Origin of the sequence: Streptomyces sp. NPDC018031, from assembly GCF_044327625.1 — a bacterium.
Lineage (GTDB): Bacteria > Actinomycetota > Actinomycetes > Streptomycetales > Streptomycetaceae > Streptomyces.
This window is the reverse complement of the sequence record NZ_JBIRFT010000001.1, coordinates 350,050-372,944: the sequence shown is the minus strand read 5'-3', so window position 1 is coordinate 372,944 and position 22,895 is coordinate 350,050. Positions and strand designations below refer to the sequence as shown.

Below are 22,895 nucleotides of genomic sequence, written 5' to 3'. Positions count from 1 at the left end.
GGGAGCGCATATGTACATCAGGGGCGACCACGCCGAGCTGGTCGTCGGGGGCCGCCTCGACGTTCGCAGCGCGGCGGACGCCCGCACGGTCCTGCACACCGCCGTCGACTCCGGTCGCGGCGACCTGGTGCTCGACCTGACCGCACTGGACTCCTGGGACGCCACCGGGCTGGGAGTCATCATGGAAGCGCACCGCCGGGCCGGCCGGACCGGCCGCCGGCTCGTCCTGCGCGGGGTACCGCCCCAGATGCAGCGCCTGCTGGTCGCGACCAGACTGCACCGCATCCTCGCGATCGAGGGCGGGCTGGAGGCGGAGACCGTGCCGCGGGTCTGACCCTCCCAGGCCCGCCGCCCCGCGGCGCCCGCGCATCCCGTCCGCCGCGCCCGGCACCCCTGAGGGAGCACAAGCGGACGCGACCGGACACGGAACAGGCACGGAACAGCCCCGGAAAGGGAACGGAAGCGGAGCCCCGGCCGCATATCCGGACAATCCCAGGGCGGCGCCGCACCCCCCGGGCTCGCTGGGTAGTGTGAATCGGTCTAGGGTTCGGCTCTGCGCCGTACACCCATGCCCTCGACGGCACCCGACCGGACGCCACGGGACGAGGCGACAGCCTCCCCGCGGCCGGCGGGCGCCGGCGGGCGGGGAGGCAGACAGTACGCCACTCATCTGGGGGCATTCACCATGGCACCGACGAACAGCGGACCGGACGAGCACGGTCTGCGGGCTCCCGGGACGGGGCCCGCGGGAGATCCGGCGCGCCCGGCGGGCGGCGGCATCCCGCCGCTGCCGCCCCGCGACCTGTCCCCGCCCCCAGGTCCGGCCCGTACCGCACGGCTGGTGGTCGACGGCGACCTGGTCACCGTCAACCCGGTCGACGGCAGCGAGATAGAACCCTGCCCGCCCGGCGAGCGGCCGCCCGCCCCGGTCCGCCACGCCCCCGGGCGGCGGGCCGAGCTGCGCCGCGCCGCCGCCGCGCCGCCCGCACAGGGCCACGCGCCGCCGATGCTGGAGCGCGCCGAGGAACGCGAGCGGCTGTCCCGGCTCCTGTCCCGCGGCCGGTCGGTCCGGCTCACCGGCCCCTCCGGGTCCGGCCGGACCACCCTGCTGGCCGCGGTGGCCGCCGACTGCGCGGAGCTCGCCCCGGACGGCGTGATCCGGCTCAGCGGCCGCCACCGCACCCCCACCGACCTGCTGTACGACCTGCACGCCGCGGTCTTCGACACCCCCCGCCACCGGCTGGGCCGGACGGAACTGCTGGCGGCGGTCCGGGGCGTCGGCGCCGTCGTGGTGCTGGACGACATCGAGTTCGGCGGCACCGCGCTGGAGGACTTCCTCGACGCCACGCCCGAGTGCGCCTTCCTGATCTCCGCGACCCCGCAGGACCCCGTGCCGGCGGCCGGTTCCCCCCTGGAGGAGGTCGTCCTCGGCGGGCTGGGCCGCACCGCCTGCCTGGAACTGCTGGAGCACGCCCTGGGCCGCCCGCTGGACGAGGCGGAGGCGGCCTGGGCGGCCGACCTGTGGTTCGAGTCCGAGGGGCTGCCACTGCGGTTCGTGCAGGCCGGGGCGCTGCTGCGGGCGGGCACGCCGGACGCCGGCACCGGCGCACCGGCGCCCGCTGCCGGACGGCACCGGCTGCCCACCGTGGCCGAGGCCGCGGCCCCTGCCGCGCTGCTCGCCGACCGGCTCGGCACGGCGTCCCGCGAGGCGCTGCGGATCGCGGTGGCGCTCGGCGGCGAGTGCCCGCACCCGGCCCACCTGCGCGCCCTCATCGAGGACTCCGGCGCCGACGCCGACGCGGCCCTCGGCGAACTCGCCGACTGCGGCCTGACCACCGAAGCCGGCCCCCGCCACCGGCTGGCGGCCGGCGTCGCCGCGCAGTTGGCCGCCGCCGGATACGCCGACGACGCCGACGCCCGCGCCCGCGGCGCGGCGCGGCACTACACCTGGTGGGCCGGCCACCCCTCGGTCACCCCCGACCAGGTCGCCCAGGAGGCCGACGTGATCGTGGCCGCCCTCGCCGCCCTGGTGGCCGGGCGCGAGGCCGAGCCGGCGGGCGCCGCCGTACCGCTGGCCCGGGCCGCCGCCCCGGCGCTGGCCGCCGGGCTCGCCTGGACCGCCTGGGAGCGGGCCCTGCGGCACGGCGCGGAGGCCGCGCGGCTGTCCGGGGAGGTCGCCGAGGAGGCGTACTTCCACCACGAACTCGGCGTCCTCGCCCTGTGCAACGGGAACCTCGACCGGGCCCGGGCCGAGCTGGAGGCCTCGATCGGGCTGCGCGGGGTCCTCGCCGACCGGCGCGGCGCGGTCTCCGGGCGCCGCGCGCTCGCCCTGGTCGCCGACCGCTCCGGAACCCCGGCCCCCGCCCTGCCCGGAGACCGTCCCGCCCTCCCGGCGAACGGCTCACCGGGCGCGCCCCCGGCGCTCACCGGCGACCGCCCCGGCCGCCCGGTGACCGGCCCCGCGCCCTGGCCCGCGACCGCCGGCGAGCCGGTGCCGCCGCCCGCCGTGCCGCCCGTCCCGCCCCTCGGCACCGAGCAGCCGGGCAGCTCGGCCGTCACCGAGCAGCTGCCCGCGATCACCCCGGCGGAGCCCGCGGCCCTCCCCGGCCGGCCGGCCGGCGCCGCGGAGACCACCGAGCTGCCCGCTGTCACCGGGGCCGCGGCCGGGCCGGCTTCCGGCCCGTCGTCCGCCGGCACCGTCTCCGGCTCGTCCGCCGGGGCGTCCTTCGACTCCGCCTTCGCCTCCTCCCTCGGCTCGGTGTCCGGCGGCGGCCCGGCCTCCCCGGTGCGGCCACCGGCCGCCCGGCGGAAGCGCGGGCCGGCCTGGCTCGCCGTGCACGCCACCCGCCGCAACGTCGCCGCGGCCGGGGCGGGCGCGCTGCTGCTCGCCGTGCTCGGCACCGTCGTCACCCTCGGCGTCACCTCCGGGGAGGACGACAAGCCCGCCGAGACCGTGCGCCCCGGCGACCGGAGCACCGTCCGGCAGGAGGACCCCGGGGACGACGGCGGCAGCCCGGCGAGCGGGACCCCCACGCCCGGCGACACCGGCTCGCCGCAGCCCGGCCGGAGCGGCGACCCGATGGAACCGTCCACGACCGGTCCGACCGGCACCGGCACGGCGTCGCCCGGCACCAGCACCTCCCCCTCGACCAGCGGGCGGCCGTCGGAGCCCGGCAGCACGCCGCCGACCAGCTCCTCCTCCCGGCCCACGTCCTCCACCACCAGGCCGCCGACGAGCCCCACCCCGACCACGAAGCCGCCCACGAAGCCGCCGACCACCCCGCCCACGACCCCGCCGACCACCCCGCCGTCGACCCCGCCCAGCAGCAGCTCGTCGAACACGGCGAGCGGCCCCGCCCCGTCCGCCGGGACCGGGGCGGACACCGGCAGCCCGGCGTAGCCGCCGGCGGGCACACACCGGAAGGCCGGTGGCACCACCGTTCAGGTGGTGCCACCGGCCTTCCGCGTCGAGCGGTTCCCGCCGGCGACCGGGCCCGGGCGGGCCGCGGCGCGGCGGATCAGAACAGCCGCAGCTTGTCGTCCTCGATGCCGCGCAGCGCGTCGTAGTCCAGCACGACGCAGCCGATACCGCGGTCGGTGGCGAGCACCCGCGCCTGCGGCTTGATCTCCTGCGCGGCGAAGATCCCCTTCACCGGCGCCAGATGCGGGTCGCGGTTGAGCAGTTCCAGGTAGCGGGTGAGCTGCTCCACACCGTCGATCTCGCCGCGCCGCTTGATCTCGACGGCGACGGTGGCGCCGTCCGCGTCCCGGCAGAGGATGTCCACCGGCCCGATGGCGGTGGGGTATTCACGTCGAATGAGCGTCCAGCCCGGACCGAGCGTCTCGATGCGATCGGCGAGGAGTTCCTGGAGGTGCGCCTCCACCCCGTCCTTGATCAGGCCGGGGTCGACGCCGAGCTCGTGCGAGGAGTCGTGGAGCACTTCCTCCATGGTGATGATGAGCTTCTCGCCCGCCTTGTTCACCACCGTCCACACGTCGCCGTCGCCCTCCTTCAGGGTGCACGGCGGGGACATCCAGTTGAGGGGCTTGTAGGCGCGGTCGTCCGCATGGATGGACACACTGCCGTCGGCCTTTATGAGGATGAGGCGGGGGGCCGTGGGCAGGTGGGCGGTGAGCCGGCCCGCGTAGTCCACGGAGCAACGGGCGATGACGAGACGCATGGTCCGCAACGCTACTCGACCGGGGGCCGTGCACGCGATTCGCGCACCCGGGGTCCGGTGCCACCCCCGCCGCCCCGGGCCACGGGCCCCGCGGACGGCCCTCCGGCGGCCGGCCACCGCGCCGCTCCCGGCGGCCGGAGCGGCTCCCGGACGCCCCCTTGGTCCCGGGACGACCCCGTTCGGCCTTGGCTGGTTGTGGGTGCATTCTTCTGGTGCCGGGACAGTGGCCGGAATACCGTTGAAGCGGGCGGTCGTCGGACGTGCACGCTGCGTCGCGGCCGTCCGTCCATCCGTGAGACCCCGTCCTTGGGGTCGCGAGAGGAGAACCCATGTCGCTGGACGTCTCACCGGCCCTCCTCGAACAGGCCGAGCGAGGCGAGGTCGACGAAGCGGCTTTCGTCGACTGCGTCCGGACCTCCCTGCCGTATGCCTGGGAGATGATCAGCTCGTTGGTGGCCCAGCTGAAGGTTGACGGCGGCGAGTTCGCCGACAACCAGACCCCGCCGCCGGACGAGCAGGCGCGCGGCCAGCTGCTGCGGGCACTGGCGAGTGACGCCATACGCGGTGCACTGCAGCGGCACTTCGGGGTACGGCTGGCGTTCCAGAACTGTCACCGGGTGGCGGTCTTCCCGCTGGACGCCTCGGCCGACGAGCGACTGACCCGCTTCACGTCCATACGCGGCCAGTTGCTCAATCAGTCACCGGAACTGCGCGACTGCTGAACCGTTTTGGCTGCCGCTCCACGGGGGGAGGTGCATCGGATCAGGAGCGGCAGCATCCACGGTCGTACGCTCCATCACCCGCGAAACGCTCAATCCGCGCCAAATGTCGGAAATGATCTCCAGTGCGGGGCGGAGGATCCTCCGGGCCCCGCCGCATTCAGTCGAGCAGGGGCAGCACGTCCCGCCCCAGCCGCCGCACGTTCTCCTCGGTGGCCGCGAGCTCGCCGGACCCCTCCGTCAGCAGTGCGAACCGACGGATGCCGGTGCGCTCCGCGGTGGCCGCCAGCCGGTCCGCGCACAGCCGGGGCGGGCCCACCGGATGGATCCCGCACAGCATCTCGGTGTACGCCTGCGGGTCGCGCATCCTGCGGTACCGCCCGTCCACCGTGATGTGGGCCGACAGCCCCTGGTGCAGCCAGCCGGGCATGGCCTTGATCAGCGTCTCGGCCGCGTCCGCGCGGCTGTCGGCGACCTGCGCCACACCCGCCGACACGTGTTCAGCGGCGTCCACCGCCTCCGGCGGGTGCCCGGCCGCCAGCGCGCAGCCCCGCCACAGGGCGATCATCTCGGCCTTCTCGGCGTCGTCGCTGTGCATGCCGAGGAGCATCGGCAACCCGCGCTCGGCGGCCAGCCGGACGCTCCCCGCCGAGGTGCAGGCCACCACCACCGGTGGCGCGGCCGACCGCGCGCCGCCCGCCGCGCCCGGCCCGGCGCCCGGCGCCCCCGGCCGGGACGCGGTGACGTCCGGCATCCCGGGGCCGCCGCCCGCCTCCGGGCCGGTGAGCAACTCGTCGGCCCGCGGCACCACGGGTACCTCGCGGAACCTGAAGCGCTCGCCGTCGGCGGCCACCCGCGGTTCGCGCAGCCAGCGCAGCAGCAGGTCCAGCGACTCGGGGAAGCCGCGCTCGTACGCCTCCAGCCCCGCGCCGAAGACCTCCAGGTCGACCCAGGGCCCACCGCGCCCTACCCCGAGCGTGAAGCGCCCGCCGGAGGTGAGGTGCAGCAGCGCGGTCTGCTCACCCAGGGCGACGGGGTGGGCGCTCGGCAGCACGCTCACCGCCGTGCCCACTCCGATGCGCCGGGTGCGGCCGAGCATCAGACCGGCGAGGGTGATCGCGGACGGACAGACCCCGTACGGGACGAAGTGGTGCTCGGCGATCCAGACCGCGTCCAGCCCCGCCTCCTCGGCGGCATCCGCCGTCCGCACCGCCCGGTGCAGTGCCTCTCCCGGTCCCTGGCCTGGGAATTGGGCGGCCAGAATGAAAGCCCCAACGCGCATCTCGCCTACTGCCTTCCTGATGACGGCTCGCGCCCCCCCCAGCGCACCCCCTGCATAGGCAATAACGCCTGACACGTGCCAAAGGCACGGCCCGGCATGAGGTTTTCATGATGATCACAGCTGGTGGCCGATGGTCCGGGCGGTGGCCCGGACATCGGCGCGTACGCTGGTGACAACCTCCCCGGCCACCTCCCCCAGACTCCGTCGGGGGGTGCCCCAGGGGGTGCCCACAGTTCCGCAGGCCCTTCCGAGGTGCACCATGTCCCCACGCCGAAACCGCCCGCGCGGCGGTGACACCCCCGCCGGCCGCGACGCGGCCCCAGCGGACCGCTACGGCCTGGAGCGGACCGAGAGCTGGCAGGGCGAGGAGTGGGCGGTACGGCACATCAGCGGCGGCGCCGCGGCCAAGCACTACCGCTGCCCGGGCTGCGACCAGGAGATCCCGCCCGGGGTGCCGCACCTGGTGGCCTGGCAGCTGGACGGCGGCGGCGACGACCGGCGGCACTGGCACAAGGCCTGCTGGAACGCGAGAGACCGCCGGAGCACGCGGCTCCAGCGGTCCCGTAACGCGCCGAGGTACTGACACCACCCGGGGCCGGCCCGGGAAGTCCCGGGCCGGCCCCGGTGGCCCGGGACGGGCAGGCGCGCGTCCCGGGGGCGGACCGTCACACGTCGCGCTTGTCCAGCGCGGCGTAGGCGCCGGTCATCGTCACCGCGGCGACACCCATGATGATCCACAGCGGTTCCCAGCCCGACGGGCCGGAGTCGCTGACGGAGTTGCTGTACAGGACGCCGAGCTGGTTGGGCACCGAGTAGTTCAGCAGCGCTTCCTGGAGATCGTGCAGCCCGTCGGCCTGCATGAAGATCGCCAGCACCAGCGGCAGCAGGACCAGGCCGATCATGATGGTGATGGCGCCCGCCGAGTGGCGGATGAGCGAGCCCACGCTGAGCGCGACCAGACCGAGGGTCGCGACGTACAGGCTGATGCCGACGGTGGCCTTGAACCAGTCCTGGCCGGACGGGTCCACCACGCCGGGGTTCTCGCTCAGCATGCTGTCGTTCATCAGCGCCACCACACCGGTGCAGACCAGCGTGGTGGTGAAGGCCACCAGGAAGAAGACCGCGGCCTTGGCGGTCAGCACCCGGCCGCGGCTGGGGCACGCGGTGAGGGTGGTGCGGATCATCCCGGTGCCGTACTCGGAGGAGATGACCAGCACCCCGAGCGTGATGACGCACAGGATGCCCAGCAGGACGCCGAAGAAGCCGAACGTCAGCGGCGTCTCGCCTTCCAGGTCGGTGTCGCTGCCGGACAGGCCGGCCGCGGTGGCGAAGCCGATGCCCACCACCAGCAGGACCAGCACACCGAGGGTCCACATGGTCGAGCGGACCGACTTGATCTTGGTCCACTCCGAGGTCAGGGCGTGGCCGAGGTGGGTCGGGCGGACCGGGATGGGCGAGGTGTACACGCCGAGGCCGGGCGCGGGCCCGCCGGCCGGCCCGGCGGGCGGCGTCTGCGGGGCCGTCGGGGCCGGCTGCTGCTGGTACGGGGTGGTCATCGGGCGTCCTCGCTGTCGTGCTTGTTCAGATCGGCGGGGGCGGCGGTGGGCTGGGCCGGGGGAGCGGCGGGGGCCGGCGGGGCGGCCGGCTGCGGGGCGGCCTGCGGGGCCGGCGGCTGGGGCACGGCCTGCGGAGCCTGTCCCGGCGCGGCGTACGGGTTCGGGGCCTGCCCGGGCACCGGAGCGCCCGGCACCGGCTGACCCGGCAGCGGAGCCCCGGGGTGCGTTCCCGGCCCGGCCTGGTGCGGCAGGGGCGGCGGGGTGAAGCCGGGCAGCGCGCCCGGCGGCAGCGCCCCGGGCTGGCCCGGGTGGCCCGGCTGGCCGGGGAAGCCGCCGGGCATGCCCGGCGCGAATCCGGGCTGCTGGAGCCCGGCCCGCTGGTCGGCGGTGGAGCGGTAGTCCACCGCCCCCTGGGTCATCCGCATGTACGCCTCTTCCAGCGAGGCCTGGTGCGGCGACAGCTCCCACAGCCGCACGTCCGCCTCGTGCGCCAGGTCGCTGATGCGCGGCAGCGGCAGACCGGTGACGCGCAGCGCCCCGTCGGTCTCCGGCAGCACCTGCCCGCCCGCCTCGCTCAGCGCGGCGGTCAGCTTCTCGCGCGCCTGGGTCTGGCCGTCCGGCACCCGCACCCGCGCGAAGTCGGCGGAGTTGTAGGAGATGAAGTCCCGCACGCTCATGTCCGCGAGCAGCTGCCCGCGGCCGATCACGATGAGGTGGTCGGCGGTGAGCGCCATCTCGCTCATCAGGTGGCTGGAGACGAAGACCGTGCGGCCCTCGGCGGCGAGCTGCTTCATCAGGTTGCGGACCCACAGGATGCCCTCCGGGTCCAGGCCGTTGACCGGCTCGTCGAAGAGCAGCACCTGGGGGTCGCCGAGGAGCGCGGCGGCGATGCCCAGCCGCTGGCCCATGCCGAGCGAGAAACCCTTGGAGCGCTTCCGGGCCACGTTCTGCAGACCGACCACCCCGAGCACCTCGTCCACGCGCCGGGCGGGGATGCCGGACAGCTGGGCGAGGCAGAGCAGGTGCTGGCGTGCGCTGCGGCCGCCGTGCACCGCCTTGGCGTCGAGCAGCGCGCCCACCTGGCGCGGTGCGTTGGGCAGCTTGCGGAAGGGGTGGCCGCCGATGGTCACATGACCGGCCGTCGGCTGGTCGAGGCCCAGGATCATGCGCATCGTGGTCGACTTGCCCGAGCCGTTGGGGCCCAGGAAGCCGGTCACGGCACCGGGCCGCACCTGGAACGACAGGTTGTACACGGCCGTCTTGGCGCCGTAGCGCTTCGTCAGGCCGACTGCCTCGATCATTATCCGCCCTTCGCGAGGTTGCCGCAGGGCACGTGCCCCCGTGCGGGTTAGGAGGATAACCGTGCACGGGCGGTTCCTGTCACGGCGGAAAGTGAACGCATCGTGACCTCGCCGGACCGGCTGTCCCGGTACGTCCGGTTCCGGGCGGCGTCGGCGGGGCGGGCCGTCGGCCTCCCGGTCAGGCGTCGCGCCTCCGCAGCAGCAGATATCCGGCGGCCAGCGCGGCCGCCACCCACAGTGCCATGATCGCGAAGCCGCCCCACGGGCCGTACGGGGCGTCGTCACCGGCGGTCACCACCTGCATGATCCGCTGGCCCGCCTGGTCGGGGAGGTAGTCGCCGACCTTCTCGGTGGCGGAGACGTTGCCGAGGATGTTGGAGACGAGGAAGAAGAAGGGCATCAGGACGCCGAGCGAGAGCATCGGACTGCGCAGCACGGTGGCGATGCCCATGGCGAACACGGTGATGAGGGTCATGTAGAGGCCGCCGCCGAGGACCGCCCGCAGGACGCCGGGGTCCCCCAGCGCGGCCCGGTGGTCGCCCAGCATCGCCTGGCCGGTGAAGAAGGTGACGAAGCTGGTGATCATGGAGACGGCGAGGGCGAGCAGCGTGGCGACCGCGATCTTGCCGAACAGGAAGAGGCCGCGCCGCGGGACCGCCGCCAGCGAGGTGCGGATCATGCCGGTGCTGTACTCGTTGGACACCACCAGCACCCCGAAGACGATCATCGCCAGCTGGCCCAGGCCGGTCCCGGCGAAGCTCACGTAGGTGGGGTCGAAGGTCAGCCGGTCGTGCGCCGACATGTTCTCCCAGTCGTTCCGCACCAGCGCGCTGATCAGGGCGCCCAGGGCGACGGTGACCACCAGCGCGATCCCCAGGGTCCACACCGTGGAGCGGACCGAACTGATCTTGGTCCACTCGGAGCGCAGCACCTGACCGGTGCCCGGCACCTCAGGACCCCTTCCCGCGCCGCCAGTCCCGCCCCCAGGCGGACCGGTCCGGCCCGGCCGGCGGCCGGCCGGGCGGAAGTTCCGCATCGCCGGGGTGCCCGGCCGCGGCCGGGCCCGGGCCGTCCGCCGCGTGCGCGTGGTACTCCACCGACCCGGCGGTGAGCCGCATGAACGCCTCCTCCAGGGACGCCTGCTGGGGGCTCAGCTCGTGCAGGGTGATCCGGTGCCGGGCGGCCAGCTCGCCCAGCCGGGCGGGGTCCGCGCCGTCCACCTCCAGCACGCCGTCCGGGCCCGCCGTCACCGCGTGGCCGGCCGAGCCGAGGGCCTCGCGCAGCCGCAGGTGGTCGGGGGAGCGCAGCCGGACGTACGTCCGGGAGTTCTCCGCGATGAAGCCGGCCATCGAGGTGTCCGCGAGCAGCCGGCCCTGGCCGATCACCACCAGATGGTCGGCGGTGAGCGCCATCTCGCTCATCAGGTGGCTGGAGACGAAGACCGTGCGGCCCTGGGCGGCCAGGCCCTTCATCAGGTTGCGGATCCAGTGGATGCCCTCCGGGTCGAGCCCGTTGACCGGCTCGTCGAACATCAGGATCCGCGGGTCGCCGAGGAGCGCGGCGGCGATGCCCAGCCGCTGGCCCATGCCGAGCGAGAAACCCTTGGAGCGCTTTCCCGCGACCGGGGTCAGCCCCACCGTGTCCAGCACCTCGCCGACCCGTGCCCGGGGGATGCCGTTGCTCTGCGCCAGGCAGAGCAGGTGGTGGTACGCGGTCCGGCCGCCGTGCATCGCCTTGGCGTCCAGCAGCGCCCCGATGTACCGCAGCGGCTCCGCCAGTTGACGGTAGTGCCTGCCGTCGATCCGGACGGTCCCGGCCGACGGATGGTCAAGACCGAGCATCATCCGCATGGTGGTGGACTTCCCGGCGCCGTTCGGCCCCAGGAAGCCGGTGACCTGGCCCGGCCGCACGGTGAACGTGAGGTGGTCCACGGCGAGCTTCTCGCCGTAGTGCTTGGTCAGCCCCTCAAGCTCGATCATGCCGCCACGCTAAGACGGCCCCGACGCACCCGCCACCGGAGCACCGCGCCGCGGCCGGACACGCGCCCGGGCGCCGGGCGCCACCCTCAGATGGCACCCGGCGCCCGGGATCAGCGTGCCCGGCGGTCCCGGCCGGAGCCGGACCGCGCCGTGGTCAGCGGGTCTGCTGGGCCGGCACCCCGCGGGAGGACGACTCCTCCTCGGCCGGCGAACCGGCCGCGGCCACCGCCGCGCCGGTCAGCGTCGCCAGCATCTCGCGGACGTTGGTCAGCTGGGCGTTGATGCTGTCGCGGCGGTTGGTGAGCGCCGCCAGCTCGCGCTCGGACTCGCTGCGCACCCGGTCCGCCTTGGCGTTGGCGTCGGCCACGATGTCCTCGGCCTGGCGCTGCGCGGTCTCCACCGTCTGACGGGCCCGGCGCTCGGCGTCGGTCCGCAGCTTCTCGGCCTCCAGGCGCAGCTGCTCGGCGCGGTGCTCGATCTCCGCCAGCCGCTTCTCCGCCTTGGCCTGACGCGAGGCCAGGTCCCGCTCGGACTGCTCCCGCCGCTTGGCGAGGTTGGTCTCGAAGTCCGCGGCGGCCTGGGCGGCCTTGGCGCGGGTCTCCTCGAACAGCGAGTCCGCTTCCTCACGCTTGGACTGCGCGTCCTTCTGGGCTTCCGCGCGCAGCGTCGAGGCGTCCCCCTTCGCCTTCTCGACGATCCGCGCGCCCTCGTCCTCCGCCTTCTGCTTCCGCTCGGCGGCGAACGACTCGGCGTCGTTGCGCACCTGCTGGGCGGCGGACTCGGCCAGCTCACGGTGCTGCTCGGCGGCCCGGCGGGCCTCCTCACGCAGGTCCTTGGCCTCCTCCTCGGCGAGCCGGAGGATCTTCTCGACGCGCGCGCCGAGCCCCGCGTAGGAGGGCTCGGCGTCGGTGACCTGGGCCTGGGCGTTCTGCGTTTCGAGGTGCAGCTCCTCGATGCGCTTTTCCAGAGACGTGATTCGGGCGAGCGCGCTGTCACGGTCGGCGACGAGTTTGGTGATGCGGTCGTCCACCTGGCCGCGGTCGTATCCACGCCGCACGAGCTCGAAGCCGAAGGGGGAGGAAGTGTCGCTCATGGGGTTCCTGTCGAAAGAGACCGGTGAGGTGATAGAGGGAATCCTAGGGGGCGCAGCGGCGTGTCATCGAGTCAACGCCCGTGAGATCTGGAGAATGTCCAGCCTTTTGAGTGGAGTGTTCACGTGCCCCTTGTCACTCCTTGGAGGGAATCGGACGATCCGGACACGGCCGGTGCGGGCGCGGTCCGCGCGGCCTCCCGCCCGGGGTACGCGCCGCCCCGGGACCGGGCCGGGCGGACCACGGTCACCGGGCCGCCCTCCGGGCCGCCCGGGCGGCGGCCCGCAGGCCGGCCGGGGCGGCGGTCGCCGCGGGGGAGCGGGCCGCCCGCACCGGTACCGCACGGGGCCCCGGGAGCCGGGCCCCGGGGCCCGGCCCGGCGGGTGCCGGACCCCGCCTAGGAGCCCGAGGACTTGCCGCCCGAGCGGCCCGACCCGGCCCCGGCCGCCGCCTTCGCGCCGTCCTTGCCCGAGCCGCCGCCGGCCGGGGCCTCCAGCGAGCCGAGCGCCTCCAGCACGTCCTGCACCCGGGAGATCTCGGCGTTGATGTCCTCCTGGCGGCGCATCAGCACCTCCAGCTCCCGCTTGCCCGCGTCGACGATCCGGCGCGCCTCCTCGCGGGCCTCGGAGCGCATCCGCTCCGCGTCCCGGGTGGCGTCGGCCTTGCGCTGCTCGGCCTCCTTCAGCAGCCCCTCGGCCTTCTTCACCGCCGAGACCCGCACCTTGGTCGCCTCGGTGTTGGCGTCGGAGACCTTCTGCTTCGCCTTCTCCTCGGCCTCGACCAGCTGGGCGGTGGCCGCGGCCGCCAGCTTGTCCACCCGCTCCCCGGTCGCCTTCATCTGCTCCGCGGCCTCCCGGCGGGCCCGCTCGTGCAGCTCCTCGACCTCGGACTCCACCCGGCCGCGCAGCTCCTCGGCCCGCTCCCGGATGGCGGTGGCGTCCCCGCGCGCCTCACCCAGCATGGTGTCCGCGTCGGTACGGGCCTTCTCCACCAGCGCGGTGGCCTTGGCACCGGCCTCGCCGACGATCCGCTCGGCCTCCTGGCGCGCGGCCCCCACCATGGTGTCGGCCTGCTCCTCGGCGGCCGTGGCGCTCCGCAGCGCCGCCTCCCGGGCCTCCTTGGTGACCTTCTCCGCCTCGCTGGTCGCCTTGCTGACCAGCCGGTCGGCCTGCTCGGCCGCGTCCGCCCGCCGCTTGTTGGCGTCCTGGCGCGCCTTGTCGACCGTGCGCTCGGCCTCCGCCCGCGCCTCGGCGCGCACCCGCTCGGCCTCCGCCGCGGCGGCCGCGGCCGCCTGCTCGCTCTCGGCCCGGGTCCGCGCGGCGTGCTGCTGCGCCGAGTTGACCGTCTCGGCCGCCTCGGTGCGCAGCCGCTCCGCCTCGTTGGTGGCCTCCGAGACCAGCCGGTCGGCCTGCTCGGCAGCGTCCGCGCGGCGCTTGTTGGCGTCCTCCCGGGCCTCGGCGGCCATCCGCTCGGCCTCCGCGGTGGCCTCGGTGACCAGCCGGTCCGCCTGCTGCGCGGCCTCGGACCGGATGTTGTTGGCGTCGCCGCGGGCCTCCGCCCGGGTACGGCTGGCGTCCTGCTCGGCCGCCGCCCGCGCGTCGGTCGCCTCGGTGCGCAGCGCCTGCGCCCGGGCGCCCGCGTCGGCCAGCACCCGCTCCGCCTCGGCGGTGAGCCGCTGGGCCTCCGCGGTGGCCTCGGTGACCAGCCGCTCGGCCTCCGCGGCCGACTCGGCCACGTGCCGCTCCGCCTCGGCGGTGAGCCGCTGCGCCTCCGCGGTGGCCTCGGTGACCAGCCGCTCGGCCTCCGCGGCGGCCGCGGTGATGGCCCGCTCGGCCTCCGTGGTCGCCTCGGTGACCAGCCGGTCGGCCTGCTCCGCCGCGTCGGTGCGCCGCTTGTTGGCCTCCTCGCGGGCCTCCGACCGCAGCCGGTCGCCCTCCGCGCGGGCCTCCGCGACGGTCTGCTCCGCCAGTGCCGCGGCGGTCTCCGCCGCCTCCTGCGCCTCGCCGCGCAGCCGGGTCGCGTCGGCCGCGGCCCGCTCCCGCTCGGCGTGGGCGTCGGACCGGACCCGGTCCGCCTCCTCCTGGGCCTCGGTGCGGGTGCGCTCCGCCGCGTGCTCGGCGGCCGACCGCAGTCCGGCGACCTCCTGCTCGGCCTGCTCGTGCAGCCCGGCCACCGAGTCCCGCACCTGCTGGGCGGTCTGCTCCGCCGCCGAGACCAGCTCCGACGCGCGCCGCTCGGCCTCCTCGGCCAGCCGCTGCGCCTCCTCCTGCGCCTCCGCGACCCGCTTGCGGGCGGAGGCCAGCAGCTCCTCGCTCTGCTCGTGCGCCCGCTCCCGCTCCCGCTGCGCCTCGGCCCGCGCGCCGCCGAGCAGTTCCTCGGCCTCCCGGCGCCGCCGGGTCGCCTCCTCCTGCGCCGCGGCCAGCGCCTCGGCGGCCTCCGCGGCCAGCCGCTCGGCGGCCGCGTTCGCCTCCGCCCGCACCCGGTCCGCGGTCTCCTGCGCCTCGGTGCGCAGCCGCTCGGCCTCCGCGGCGGCCTCGCCGCGCAGCCGGGCCGCCATCTCCTCGCCCTCGGCGCGGCTGCCCGCCGCCTCCGCGGCGGCCTCGGTGCGCAGCCGCTCGGCCTCCGCCTCGGCCTGCTCCTGGAGGCCGCGCAGCCGCTCCGCGGCCTCGGTGCGCAGCCGCTCGGTCTCCTCGGCCGCCTCGCGGCGCAGCCGCTCGGCCTCCGCCCGCGCCTCGCTCAGCGCCTCCTCGGCCGCGGCCACCTTGGCCTCGGCCTCCTCGCCGCGGCGGGTCAGCTCCGCCTCGGCGTCCGCGCGCCGCCCGGCCAGGGCCCGCTCGGTCTCCTCGCGGAGCTGCTCGGCGCCGCGCGTCGCCTCGGACTTGACCCGGCCGGCCTGCTCCTCGGCCGCCGAGACCAGCTCCTCGGCCTCGCCGCGGGCCCGTTCCAGCGCCTCCTCGGCCTGCCGGCGCAGGGTCGCGGCCCGCTCGATGGCATCGGTGCGGACCCGCTCGCTCTCCGCGGTGGCGCCCGAACGGGTCTCCTCCGCGTCCGACTTGGCCTTGGTCAGCAGCTCCTCGGCGGTCCTGGCCGCCTCCTCGATCTGCTGGACGGCCTCCTTGCGGGCCTCGCCGCGGATCCGCTCGCCCTCGGTGACCGCCTCGGCCCGCAGCTGCTCGGCCTCGCCGCGCAGCCGCCGGGCCTCCTCCTGCAACTCCCGGGTCTTGGCGCGGTACTCGGCGGTGTCGTCCTGCGCCGCGCCCTTCAGCGCCTCGGCGGTGTCGTGCGCCTCGGCGCGCAGCCGGTCGGCCTCCTCCTCCGCCTCCCGGCGGATGCGCTCCGCCTCCTCGGCGGCGGCCCTGGTGGTGGCCTGGGCGTCCTCGGACGCCTTGGAGAGCACCTCCTCGGCGCTCCGGGCCGCCTTGGCCAGCTGGGCCGCGGAATCCTCAACGGCCTTGGCCCGCGCGGCCTCCCGCGCCTCGGCGATCACCCGCTCCGACTCGGCGCGGGCGTCGTCCCGCGCCTGCTCGGCCTCCGCGCGCAGCGCCTCGGCCTCCTTGGTGGCCTCGCCGACCAGCCGTGCGATCTCCGCCTTGGCCGTGCGGGCGCGCTGCTCGTTGTCGGTCTCGGCGGCCGCCAGCCGCTTGGCCGCCGCGTCCTTGGCCTCGGTGAGGAGTTCCTCCGCCTCGGCGCGCGCCCGGCGCAGCGCCTCCTCGGCCTCCTGCATGCGGGCCTCGGCGGTGCGGGACAGCTCGGTGGCCTGGCGGCGCGCCTGGTCGGTCTCGGCGACCGCGCTGCTGCGCAGCGTCTCGGCGTGCTCGGTGGCCTCCTGGGCCTGGGTGGACGCGGCGCCCAGCAGCCGCTCGGCGTCGGTGCGGGCGCGGCGCAGGATCGCTTCCGCCTCGGCCCGCGCGGCTTCCGCTTCGGCGCCGGCCCGCTGCCGGGTCTGGTCGGTCACCCGCTGGGCCTCGGCGCGGGCGGCGCCGAGCACCTGGTCGGCCTCGGCCCGCGACTCGTCCATCAGCCGCCGGGCCTGGGACTCGGTGCGGGCCCGCAGCTGCTCGGCCCAGGCGACGTTCTCGTTGACGTGCGACTCGACCGTGGCCCGGCGCTCGGCCAGTTCCTCGTCCAGGCGCTGACGGCGGGCCACGGCCTCGGCGTGCAGCTCCGCTTCGAGCCGGGCCTGCCGTTCGGCCTGCTCCTGCAGCAGCCGCTGGGTCTGCGCCCGGGCCTCGCGCAGCTCCCGCTCGGCGTCCGCGCGCATCTGGTCGGCCTGGATCTGGGCGTTGCGCAGCAGCTGCTCGGCCTGGTACCCGATGTCCGCACTGTCGTACGCGGGACGGCTGGCGATGGTGCGGCGCGCCTCGTGCAGTTTGGCGCGCAGCACCTCGACCTGGTAGCCGAGGTCGTCGGCGTGCTGGACGGCCTTCTCCCGCTCGGTCTTCAGCCGCTCCATCTCGGCCTCGAACTTCGCGAGGTGGTCGTCAGGCTCGTAGCGGTCGTAGCCCCGCACTGCGCGGTCCCATCCGTCCCCTGGTCGCGTTGGCAGCCGGCTCCGTCCTGCGTGGTTGGTCGTACCGGAGCTGGCCCTTGACGAAGAAATGGTGTCAGATCATCGGCAAAGCTTGGGCCGGGCCCCGATTCTGCTTCCGTTTCCCGTTACCCCGGCCGAGCCTGCACTCTACCGGCCGGGGAAGGGGAAGGTCAGTGCTCCGCCGTGCCGGGGGCCGCGGAGGTCACGAGTTCGGTGAGCACACCGTGGCAGTCCTTGGGGTGCAGGAAGGTGATCCGGGAGTCCATCGAGCCGCGGCGCGGGGTCTCGTACAGCACCCGCACACCCTTGTCCCGGATGGCCTCGGAGTCGCCGTCGACGTCCGCGGTGCCGAAGGCGATGTGGTGCACGCCCTCGCCGTTCTTGGCCAGCCACTTGCCGACCGCGGAGTCCTCGCGGGTGGGCTCCAGCAACTGGAGGTACGAGGCGCCGCCGTCGTCCGTACCGTTGATCTTGAGCATGGCCTCGCGGACCCCCTGCTCCTCGTTGATCTCGCTGTGGAACACCTCGAAGCCGTACGTGGCACGGTAGAACTCGACGGTCTTGTCGAGGTCGAAACAGGCGATCCCGATGTGGTCGATTCGCGTCAGCATGGCACCAGTCCACCGCTCGGGCACGTGGTTACGCAACGTGCGCGCGATCACACCCATGGCCCGATGACCCGGCCGGTACGTCTCAGTACATTGCAGGTAACCCTCGTTAACTTCCTTCCTTCTCCCGAAGGGCAGCACCATGACTCGTACGGCTGGTACCACCTCAGTGATCGTCGCGGGCGCGCGTACCCCGATGGGCCGCCTGCTCGGCAGCCTCCGCACCTTCTCCGGTGCCGACCTCGGCGCCGCCGCCATCAAGGCCGCGCTGGACCGGGCGGGCATCGGCGGCGACCAGGTGCAGTACGTGATCATGGGCCAGGTGCTGCAGGCGGGCGCCGGGCAGATCCCGGCCCGCCAGGCCGCGGTCAAGGCCGGCATCCCGATGAGCGTCCCGGCGCTCACCGTCAACAAGGTGTGCCTGTCCGGCCTCGACGCCATCGCCCTCGCCGACCAGCTGATCCGGGCCGGCGAGTTCGACGTGATCGTCGCGGGCGGCCAGGAGTCCATGACCAACGCCCCGCACGCGCTGCCTAAGTCCCGCGAGGGCTTCAAGTACGGCGCCGTGGAGATGCTGGACACGATGGCCCACGACGGCCTGACCGACTCCTTCGAGGGCATCGCCATGGGCGAGTCCACCGAGAAGCACAACACCCGCCTGGGCATCGGCCGCGCCGAGCAGGACGAGATCGCCGCGCTCTCCCACCAGCGGGCCGCCGCCGCCCAGAAGAACGGGCTCTTCGAGGCCGAGATCACCCCGGTGGAGATCCCGCAGCGCAAGGGCGAGCCGGTGGTCTTCGCCAAGGACGAGGGCATCCGCCCGGAGACCACGGCCGACTCGCTGGGCAGGCTGCGCCCGGCGTTCGCCAAGGACGGCACGATCACCGCGGGCACCTCCTCGCAGATCTCCGACGGCGCCGCCGCGGTGGTGGTCATGAGCAAGGCCAAGGCCGAGGAACTGGGCCTGGAGTGGATCGCCGAGATCGGTGCGCACGGCAACGTGGCGGGCCCGGACAACTCGCTCCAGTCGCAGCCGTCCAACGCGATCGCCCACGCGCTGGGCAAGGAGGGCCTGACCATCGAGGACGTCGATCTGATCGAGATCAACGAGGCCTTCGCCGCGGTCGCCGTGCAGTCCATGAAGGACCTCGGCGTGTCCACCGAAAAGGTGAACGTCAACGGTGGTGCCATCGCCCTGGGCCACCCCATCGGCATGTCCGGTGCCCGCATCGTGCTCCACCTGGCGCTGGAGCTGAAGCGGCGGGGCGGCGGGGTCGGCGCGGCGGCGCTGTGCGGCGGCGGCGGTCAGGGCGACGCCCTGATCATCCGCGTCCCCGGCAAGTGACCGAGCGGGCGCGTCCGGGGGTCCCGGTGCCCCCCGGACGGCGCCCCGCACGACCGGCCCGGCCCGGTCGCGCCGGAACGTGACCACCGCCCCGGGGCGCCACCGCCCCGACCGGCCGACGGTGCCGGGTGAGACGACGAGAGAGCGGAGAGACCATGGTTGACGTCCCCGAGCTGGTGGAGCAGGCGCGGCAGGGGCGGCCCCGGGCCGTGGCCCGGCTGATCTCCCTGGTGGAGGGGGCGTCGCCGCAGCTCCGCGAGGTGATGGCCGCGCTGGCCCCGCTGACCGGCGGGGCGTACGTGGTGGGCCTCACCGGGTCGCCCGGCGTCGGCAAGTCCACCTCCACCTCGGCGCTGGTCACCGCCTACCGCAAGGCCGGGAAGCGGGTCGGGGTGCTGGCGGTGGACCCGTCGTCGCCGTTCTCCGGCGGCGCGCTCCTCGGCGACCGGGTGCGGATGAGCGATCACGCCTCCGACCCGGGGGTGTACATCCGCTCCATGGCCACCCGCGGCCACCTCGGCGGGCTCGCCTGGGCCGCTCCGCAGGCCATCCGGGTGCTGGACGCGGCGGGCTGCGACGTGATCCTGGTCGAGACCGTCGGGGTGGGGCAGTCCGAGGTGGAGATCGCGGCCCAGGCCGACACCTCGGTGGTGCTGCTGGCGCCCGGCATGGGGGACGGGATCCAGGCCGCGAAGGCCGGAATCCTGGAGATCGGCGACGTGTACGTGGTCAACAAGGCCGACCGGGACGGCGCCGACGCCACCGTCCGCGAGCTCAACCACATGCTGGGGCTGGGCGAGGCCCGCAGCGCCGGCGACTGGCGGCCGCCGATCGTGAAGACGGTCGCGGCGCGCGCCGAGGGCGTCGACGAGGTCGTGGAGGCCCTGGAGAAGCACCGCGCCTGGATGGAGGAGCGGGGCGTGCTGGCCGAGCGGCGGAGCCGGCGGGCCGCGCTGGAGGTCGAGACGATCGCGGTCACGGCGCTCCGCGAGCGGATCGGCGACCTCCACGGCGACCGGCGGCTGGGGGCGCTGGCGGAGCGGATCACGGCCGGGGAGCTGGACCCGTACGCCGCCGCCGACGAACTGGTGGCGGAGCTGACCTCGGGCGGTCCGGCCCCGGCCGGCGGCTGACCACGCCGGCGCCCCGCCCGCCGCCGCCCGGTACGGGCCGGACCGGCCGCCGGTCCGGCCCAACGGGCGGGTGCCGCCCGGGCCGCTGACGGCCGCCCGGCGGGTCAGTCGTCGTCGCCGTCGCGGTCGTCCCGGTCGTCGGCTGCGTCGTCGGCTGCGTCGGTGTCGTCGTCGGTGTCGGTGTCGTCATCGCGGTCGGTGTCCGGGGTGACCTTGCCGGTCTTCAGGTCCACCCGCAGGTCGCGCTCCTTGCCGTCCTTGCCGAGGACCTCGACCTCCCACGCCCGCACCGCGCCGTCGTCGTCCAGGTCGACCGAGGTCACGGTGCCGTGCTCGGCCGCGGCGGCGACCGCCCCGGCGGCGTCCACCCGGGCGTCCTTCAGGGCGGCGCGCGCCTCGCGGGCGTCGTCGTCCCGGCCGTCGTCCGACCGGTCGGCGCCGGTGCGCGCGTCGTCGTCCCGGTCGTCCCGGTCGTCGTCCCCGGCGGAGCCCGCCGGGTCGTCGTCCCGGTCCGCGGTGGCCGTGGCCGCCGGCCGCGGGGAGTCGTCCGCGGCGACCGCGAAGGCGGTCGCGGTGCCCCCCGTGACCAGGGCGGCGGCGGCGACGGCGGCTATGACGATGTTGCGCTTCATGAGTGCTTCCTCCGGCTCGTTCCCGCCGGACGGGGTGTCCGGCTGACGTCCACCACCGTCGCGGACGGATGCTGAAGCCTTGCTGAACGAGCCTGAAGATCTCTTCAGGCGGCGTTTGGGAGGGTGGCCGTATGCGCGTGCTGATCGTGGAGGACGAGAAACGGCTCGCCCGGTCGCTGGCCGCCGGGCTCGGCGCCGAGGGCTTCGCCGTCGATGTGGTGCACGACGGCCTGGAGGGGCTGCACCGGGCCGGTGAGGGGCCGTACGACCTGGTCGTCCTCGACATCATGCTGCCGGGCATGAACGGCTACCGGGTGTGCGCGGCGCTGCGGGCGGCCGGGAACGACGTGCCGATCCTCATGCTGACCGCCAAGGACGGCGAGTACGACGAGGCCGAGGGGCTGGACACCGGCGCGGACGACTACCTCACCAAACCGTTCTCCTACGTGGTGCTGCTCGCCCGGGTACGGGCCCTGGTACGGCGCCGCGGCCAGGGCGCCTCACCGGTGCTGCGGGCCGGCGCGCTCACCGTGGACCGGGGCGCCCGGCAGGTGACCCGGGACGGGGTGCCGGTCACGCTCACCACCCGGGAGTTCTCGGTTCTGGAGCAGCTCGCGGTACGCGCCGGTGACGTGGTCTCCAAGGCGGAGATCCTGGAACACGTCTGGGACTTCGCCTACGAGGGCGACCCGAACATCGTCGAGGTCTATGTGAGCGCGCTGCGCCGGAAGCTGGGCCCGGGGCTGATCGAGACGGTGCGCGGCGCCGGGTACCGGCTGGTGAACCGTGCGTAGGCCGTTCGGCTCGGTCCGCTCCCGGGCGGCGCTCGGTGCCACCGTGGTGGTGGCGGTGGCCCTGGTGGCGGCCGGCCTGGCGGTGCTCGGAGTGCTCCGGGCCAACCTCTCCGACCAGGCGGACCTGGAGTCCCGGGCGGCCGCGGAGAAGGTCGCCGCGCAGCTCGCGGCGGGGGTCGCCGCCGACCGGCTGGACCTCGACGAGGAGCCGCCGGTCCAGGTGGTGGACGGCGCGGGGCGGGTGCGTGCGGTCAGCGACGAACTGGAGGCGGTGTCGGGGGCGGGCAGCCGCTCGGTGAAGCCGGTCCCGGGCCCGCCGGAAGCCGGGACGCCCGGACCCCGCCCGGACGACGACGAGCGGACGACCGGGCCCGGACGCCCGGACCCGGCGGAGGACGGCGTGGCGGGCGACGCCACCGGCAGCGCCGGCAGCACCGATGACACCCGCGACCCCGGCGACCCCGACGCCACGGGGGCGAACGACTCCGACACCGGCACCGACACCGACGACGGTGCTGCCGACGACGCGGACGACACCGACACCGCCGACGACGCCGACACCGCCGACGACACCGCCGACGACGCCGACACCGCCGACGACACCGCCGACACCGCCGACGACGACGCCGGCGAGCGGGACGGGGCCGGGCGCTCGCCCGCCGCCGGCGACTTCCCGGACTCCGTGGAGGGGTACACCGACGGGACCGCGACCGTCGACGGGGAGCGGGCGGACTACCGCTTCGCGGCCGTCGAGGTGACCACCCCCGGCGATGTGGAGCTCACCGTGTACGCGGGCGCGCCGCTGGCGGCGCAGCGGGAGGCGGTGGGCACCGTCCGGCGGGCGATGCTGGCGGGCCTGGCCCCGCTGCTGCTGGTGGTGGCCGCGGTGACCTGGCTGATGACCCGGCGGGCGCTGCGCCCGGTGGAGGGCATCCGCCGGGAGATGTCCGCGATCACGGCCAGCGCGGACCTGAGCCGCCGGGTTCCGGAGCCCGCCTCCCGGGACGAGGTGGCGCGGCTGGCGCGCACCACCAACGAGACGCTGGCGGCGCTGGAGACGTCGGTGGAGCGGCAGCGCAGGTTCGTCGCCGACGCCTCGCACGAGCTGCGTTCACCGATCGCCTCGCTCCGTACCCAGCTGGAGGTCGGCGCGGCCCATCCCGGGCTGCTGGACCTGGACGGGGCGGTGACGGACGTGGTGCGGTTGCAGCGGCTCGCCGCCGATCTGCTGCTGCTCGCGCGGCTGGACGCGGGGGAGCGGCCGCAGTCCGGCGCCCGGGTGGAGCTGGGGTCGCTGGTCCGCCGGGAGCTGGCGCAGCGTCCGGCGGACCGGGTGCCGGTGCGGGCCGGGGAGCCGGCCGAGGTGACGGTCGCCGGGTCGCGCGGGCAGCTGGCCCGGGTGCTGGTGAACCTGGTGGACAACGCGGTGCGGCACGCGGTGAGCGAGGTGCGGGTGACGGTGCTCGCCGAGGGCGGCCTGGCGGTGCTGCGGGTGGAGGACGACGGCCCGGGGGTGCCGGAGGGCGAGCGGGAACGCGTCTTCGAGCGGTTCGTCCGGCTCGACGACGCGCGCAGCCGCGACGATGGCGGGGCCGGTCTCGGCCTCGCCATCGCGCGGGATGTCGTCCTGCGGCACGCCGGGTCGCTCACCGTCGGCGAGGCGGCGGGCGGCGGTGCCCGGTTCGAGGTGCGGCTCCCGGCGGTCCGGCCGCCGGAGGCGGACGGTCCCGAGGGCCGCTAGGA

General features: G+C 75.4%; 18 protein-coding genes. 8 read left to right on the top strand and 10 right to left on the bottom strand.

Annotation, left to right across the window (positions count from 1 at the left end):
• Positions 1-10: 10 nt before the first annotated feature.
• Complete coding sequence (locus ACH4B3_RS01510; RefSeq protein ID WP_398460678.1) at positions 11-334, top strand: STAS domain-containing protein; 324 nt, start codon at positions 11-13, stop codon at positions 332-334.
• A gap of 351 nt (positions 335-685) precedes the next feature.
• The gene (locus ACH4B3_RS01505; protein WP_398460677.1) at positions 686-3,400 is read left to right on the top strand and encodes an ATP-binding protein; all 2,715 of its coding nucleotides are present in this window, start codon (positions 686-688) and stop codon (positions 3,398-3,400) included.
• Between the two features lie 118 nt (positions 3,401-3,518).
• On the opposite strand, the gene nucS is transcribed toward ACH4B3_RS01505, so the two are convergent.
• Entirely contained in the window at positions 3,519-4,181 is a 663-nt protein-coding gene (gene nucS / locus ACH4B3_RS01500) for an endonuclease NucS (RefSeq protein ID WP_398460676.1), read from the bottom strand.
• Positions 4,182-4,510: 329 nt separating this feature from the next.
• On the opposite strand from nucS, the gene ACH4B3_RS01495 reads away from it, so the two are divergent.
• Positions 4,511-4,903 (top strand): SCO5389 family protein, encoded by a 393-nt coding sequence (locus ACH4B3_RS01495; protein ID WP_398460675.1) that lies wholly within the window; start codon positions 4,511-4,513, stop codon positions 4,901-4,903.
• A 157-nt stretch (positions 4,904-5,060) separates the two neighbouring features.
• Here the strand turns inward: ACH4B3_RS01495 and ACH4B3_RS01490 are convergent, their stop codons facing one another.
• Positions 5,061-6,182 carry an LLM class flavin-dependent oxidoreductase gene (locus ACH4B3_RS01490; RefSeq protein WP_398460674.1) on the bottom strand — a complete coding sequence of 374 codons (1,122 nt, stop codon included), beginning with the start codon at positions 6,180-6,182 and terminating at the stop codon, positions 5,061-5,063.
• 259 nt (positions 6,183-6,441) lie between these two features.
• Between ACH4B3_RS01490 and ACH4B3_RS01485 the strand changes: the two genes are divergently transcribed.
• Positions 6,442-6,765, top strand: a complete 324-nt coding sequence (locus tag ACH4B3_RS01485; RefSeq protein ID WP_398460673.1) for an ATP/GTP-binding protein — start codon at positions 6,442-6,444, stop codon at positions 6,763-6,765.
• Positions 6,766-6,847: 82 nt separating this feature from the next.
• Here ACH4B3_RS01485 and ACH4B3_RS01480 read toward each other — a convergent pair whose 3' ends face one another.
• The 7 genes from ACH4B3_RS01480 to mce all read right to left on the bottom strand — a co-directional run bounded on the left by ACH4B3_RS01480 (position 6,848) and on the right by mce (position 17,251).
• A complete protein-coding gene (locus ACH4B3_RS01480) occupies positions 6,848-7,738 on the bottom strand; it encodes an ABC transporter permease subunit (RefSeq protein ID WP_398460672.1) in 891 nt (296 codons plus the stop codon).
• Complete coding sequence (locus tag ACH4B3_RS01475; protein ID WP_398460671.1) at positions 7,735-9,039, bottom strand: ATP-binding cassette domain-containing protein; 1,305 nt, start codon at positions 9,037-9,039, stop codon at positions 7,735-7,737. Before ACH4B3_RS01475 ends, ACH4B3_RS01480 begins: the two co-directional genes overlap by 4 nt.
• 178 nt (positions 9,040-9,217) lie before the next feature.
• Entirely contained in the window at positions 9,218-9,988 is a 771-nt protein-coding gene (locus ACH4B3_RS01470; RefSeq protein WP_398460670.1) for an ABC transporter permease subunit, read from the bottom strand.
• Between the two features lies 1 nt (position 9,989).
• Positions 9,990-11,018 (bottom strand): ABC transporter ATP-binding protein, encoded by a 1,029-nt coding sequence (locus ACH4B3_RS01465; RefSeq protein WP_398460669.1) that lies wholly within the window; start codon positions 11,016-11,018, stop codon positions 9,990-9,992.
• 154 nt (positions 11,019-11,172) lie between these two features.
• Positions 11,173-12,111, bottom strand: a complete 939-nt coding sequence (locus ACH4B3_RS01460) for a cellulose-binding protein (RefSeq protein WP_398460668.1) — start codon at positions 12,109-12,111, stop codon at positions 11,173-11,175.
• Between the two features lie 395 nt (positions 12,112-12,506).
• The gene (gene scy / locus ACH4B3_RS01455; protein ID WP_398460667.1) at positions 12,507-16,619 is read right to left on the bottom strand and encodes a polarized growth protein Scy; all 4,113 of its coding nucleotides are present in this window, start codon (positions 16,617-16,619) and stop codon (positions 12,507-12,509) included.
• Positions 16,620-16,810: 191 nt separating this feature from the next.
• Positions 16,811-17,251: a methylmalonyl-CoA epimerase gene (gene mce / locus ACH4B3_RS01450; RefSeq protein WP_398460666.1), complete on the bottom strand. Its 441-nt coding sequence runs from the start codon at positions 17,249-17,251 to the stop codon at positions 16,811-16,813.
• Positions 17,252-17,390: 139 nt separating this feature from the next.
• Between mce and ACH4B3_RS01445 the strand changes: the two genes are divergently transcribed.
• Together ACH4B3_RS01445 and meaB are read left to right on the top strand one after the other, a co-directional pair.
• The gene (locus ACH4B3_RS01445; RefSeq protein ID WP_398460665.1) at positions 17,391-18,593 is read left to right on the top strand and encodes an acetyl-CoA C-acetyltransferase; all 1,203 of its coding nucleotides are present in this window, start codon (positions 17,391-17,393) and stop codon (positions 18,591-18,593) included.
• 155 nt (positions 18,594-18,748) lie between these two features.
• Positions 18,749-19,726, top strand: coding sequence for a methylmalonyl Co-A mutase-associated GTPase MeaB (meaB, locus tag ACH4B3_RS01440; protein WP_398460664.1), 978 nt, complete (start codon positions 18,749-18,751; stop codon positions 19,724-19,726).
• A 104-nt stretch (positions 19,727-19,830) separates the two neighbouring features.
• On the opposite strand, the gene ACH4B3_RS01435 is transcribed toward meaB, so the two are convergent.
• Complete coding sequence (locus ACH4B3_RS01435; RefSeq protein ID WP_398460663.1) at positions 19,831-20,358, bottom strand: PepSY domain-containing protein; 528 nt, start codon at positions 20,356-20,358, stop codon at positions 19,831-19,833.
• Positions 20,359-20,489: 131 nt separating this feature from the next.
• On the opposite strand from ACH4B3_RS01435, the gene ACH4B3_RS01430 reads away from it, so the two are divergent.
• Both ACH4B3_RS01430 and ACH4B3_RS01425 read left to right on the top strand, forming a co-directional pair.
• Positions 20,490-21,152: a response regulator transcription factor gene (locus ACH4B3_RS01430; protein WP_398460662.1), complete on the top strand. Its 663-nt coding sequence runs from the start codon at positions 20,490-20,492 to the stop codon at positions 21,150-21,152.
• A gap of 400 nt (positions 21,153-21,552) precedes the next feature.
• Positions 21,553-22,893 (top strand): sensor histidine kinase, encoded by a 1,341-nt coding sequence (locus ACH4B3_RS01425; RefSeq protein WP_398461545.1) that lies wholly within the window; start codon positions 21,553-21,555, stop codon positions 22,891-22,893.
• The last annotated feature ends 2 nt before the right edge of the window (positions 22,894-22,895 follow it).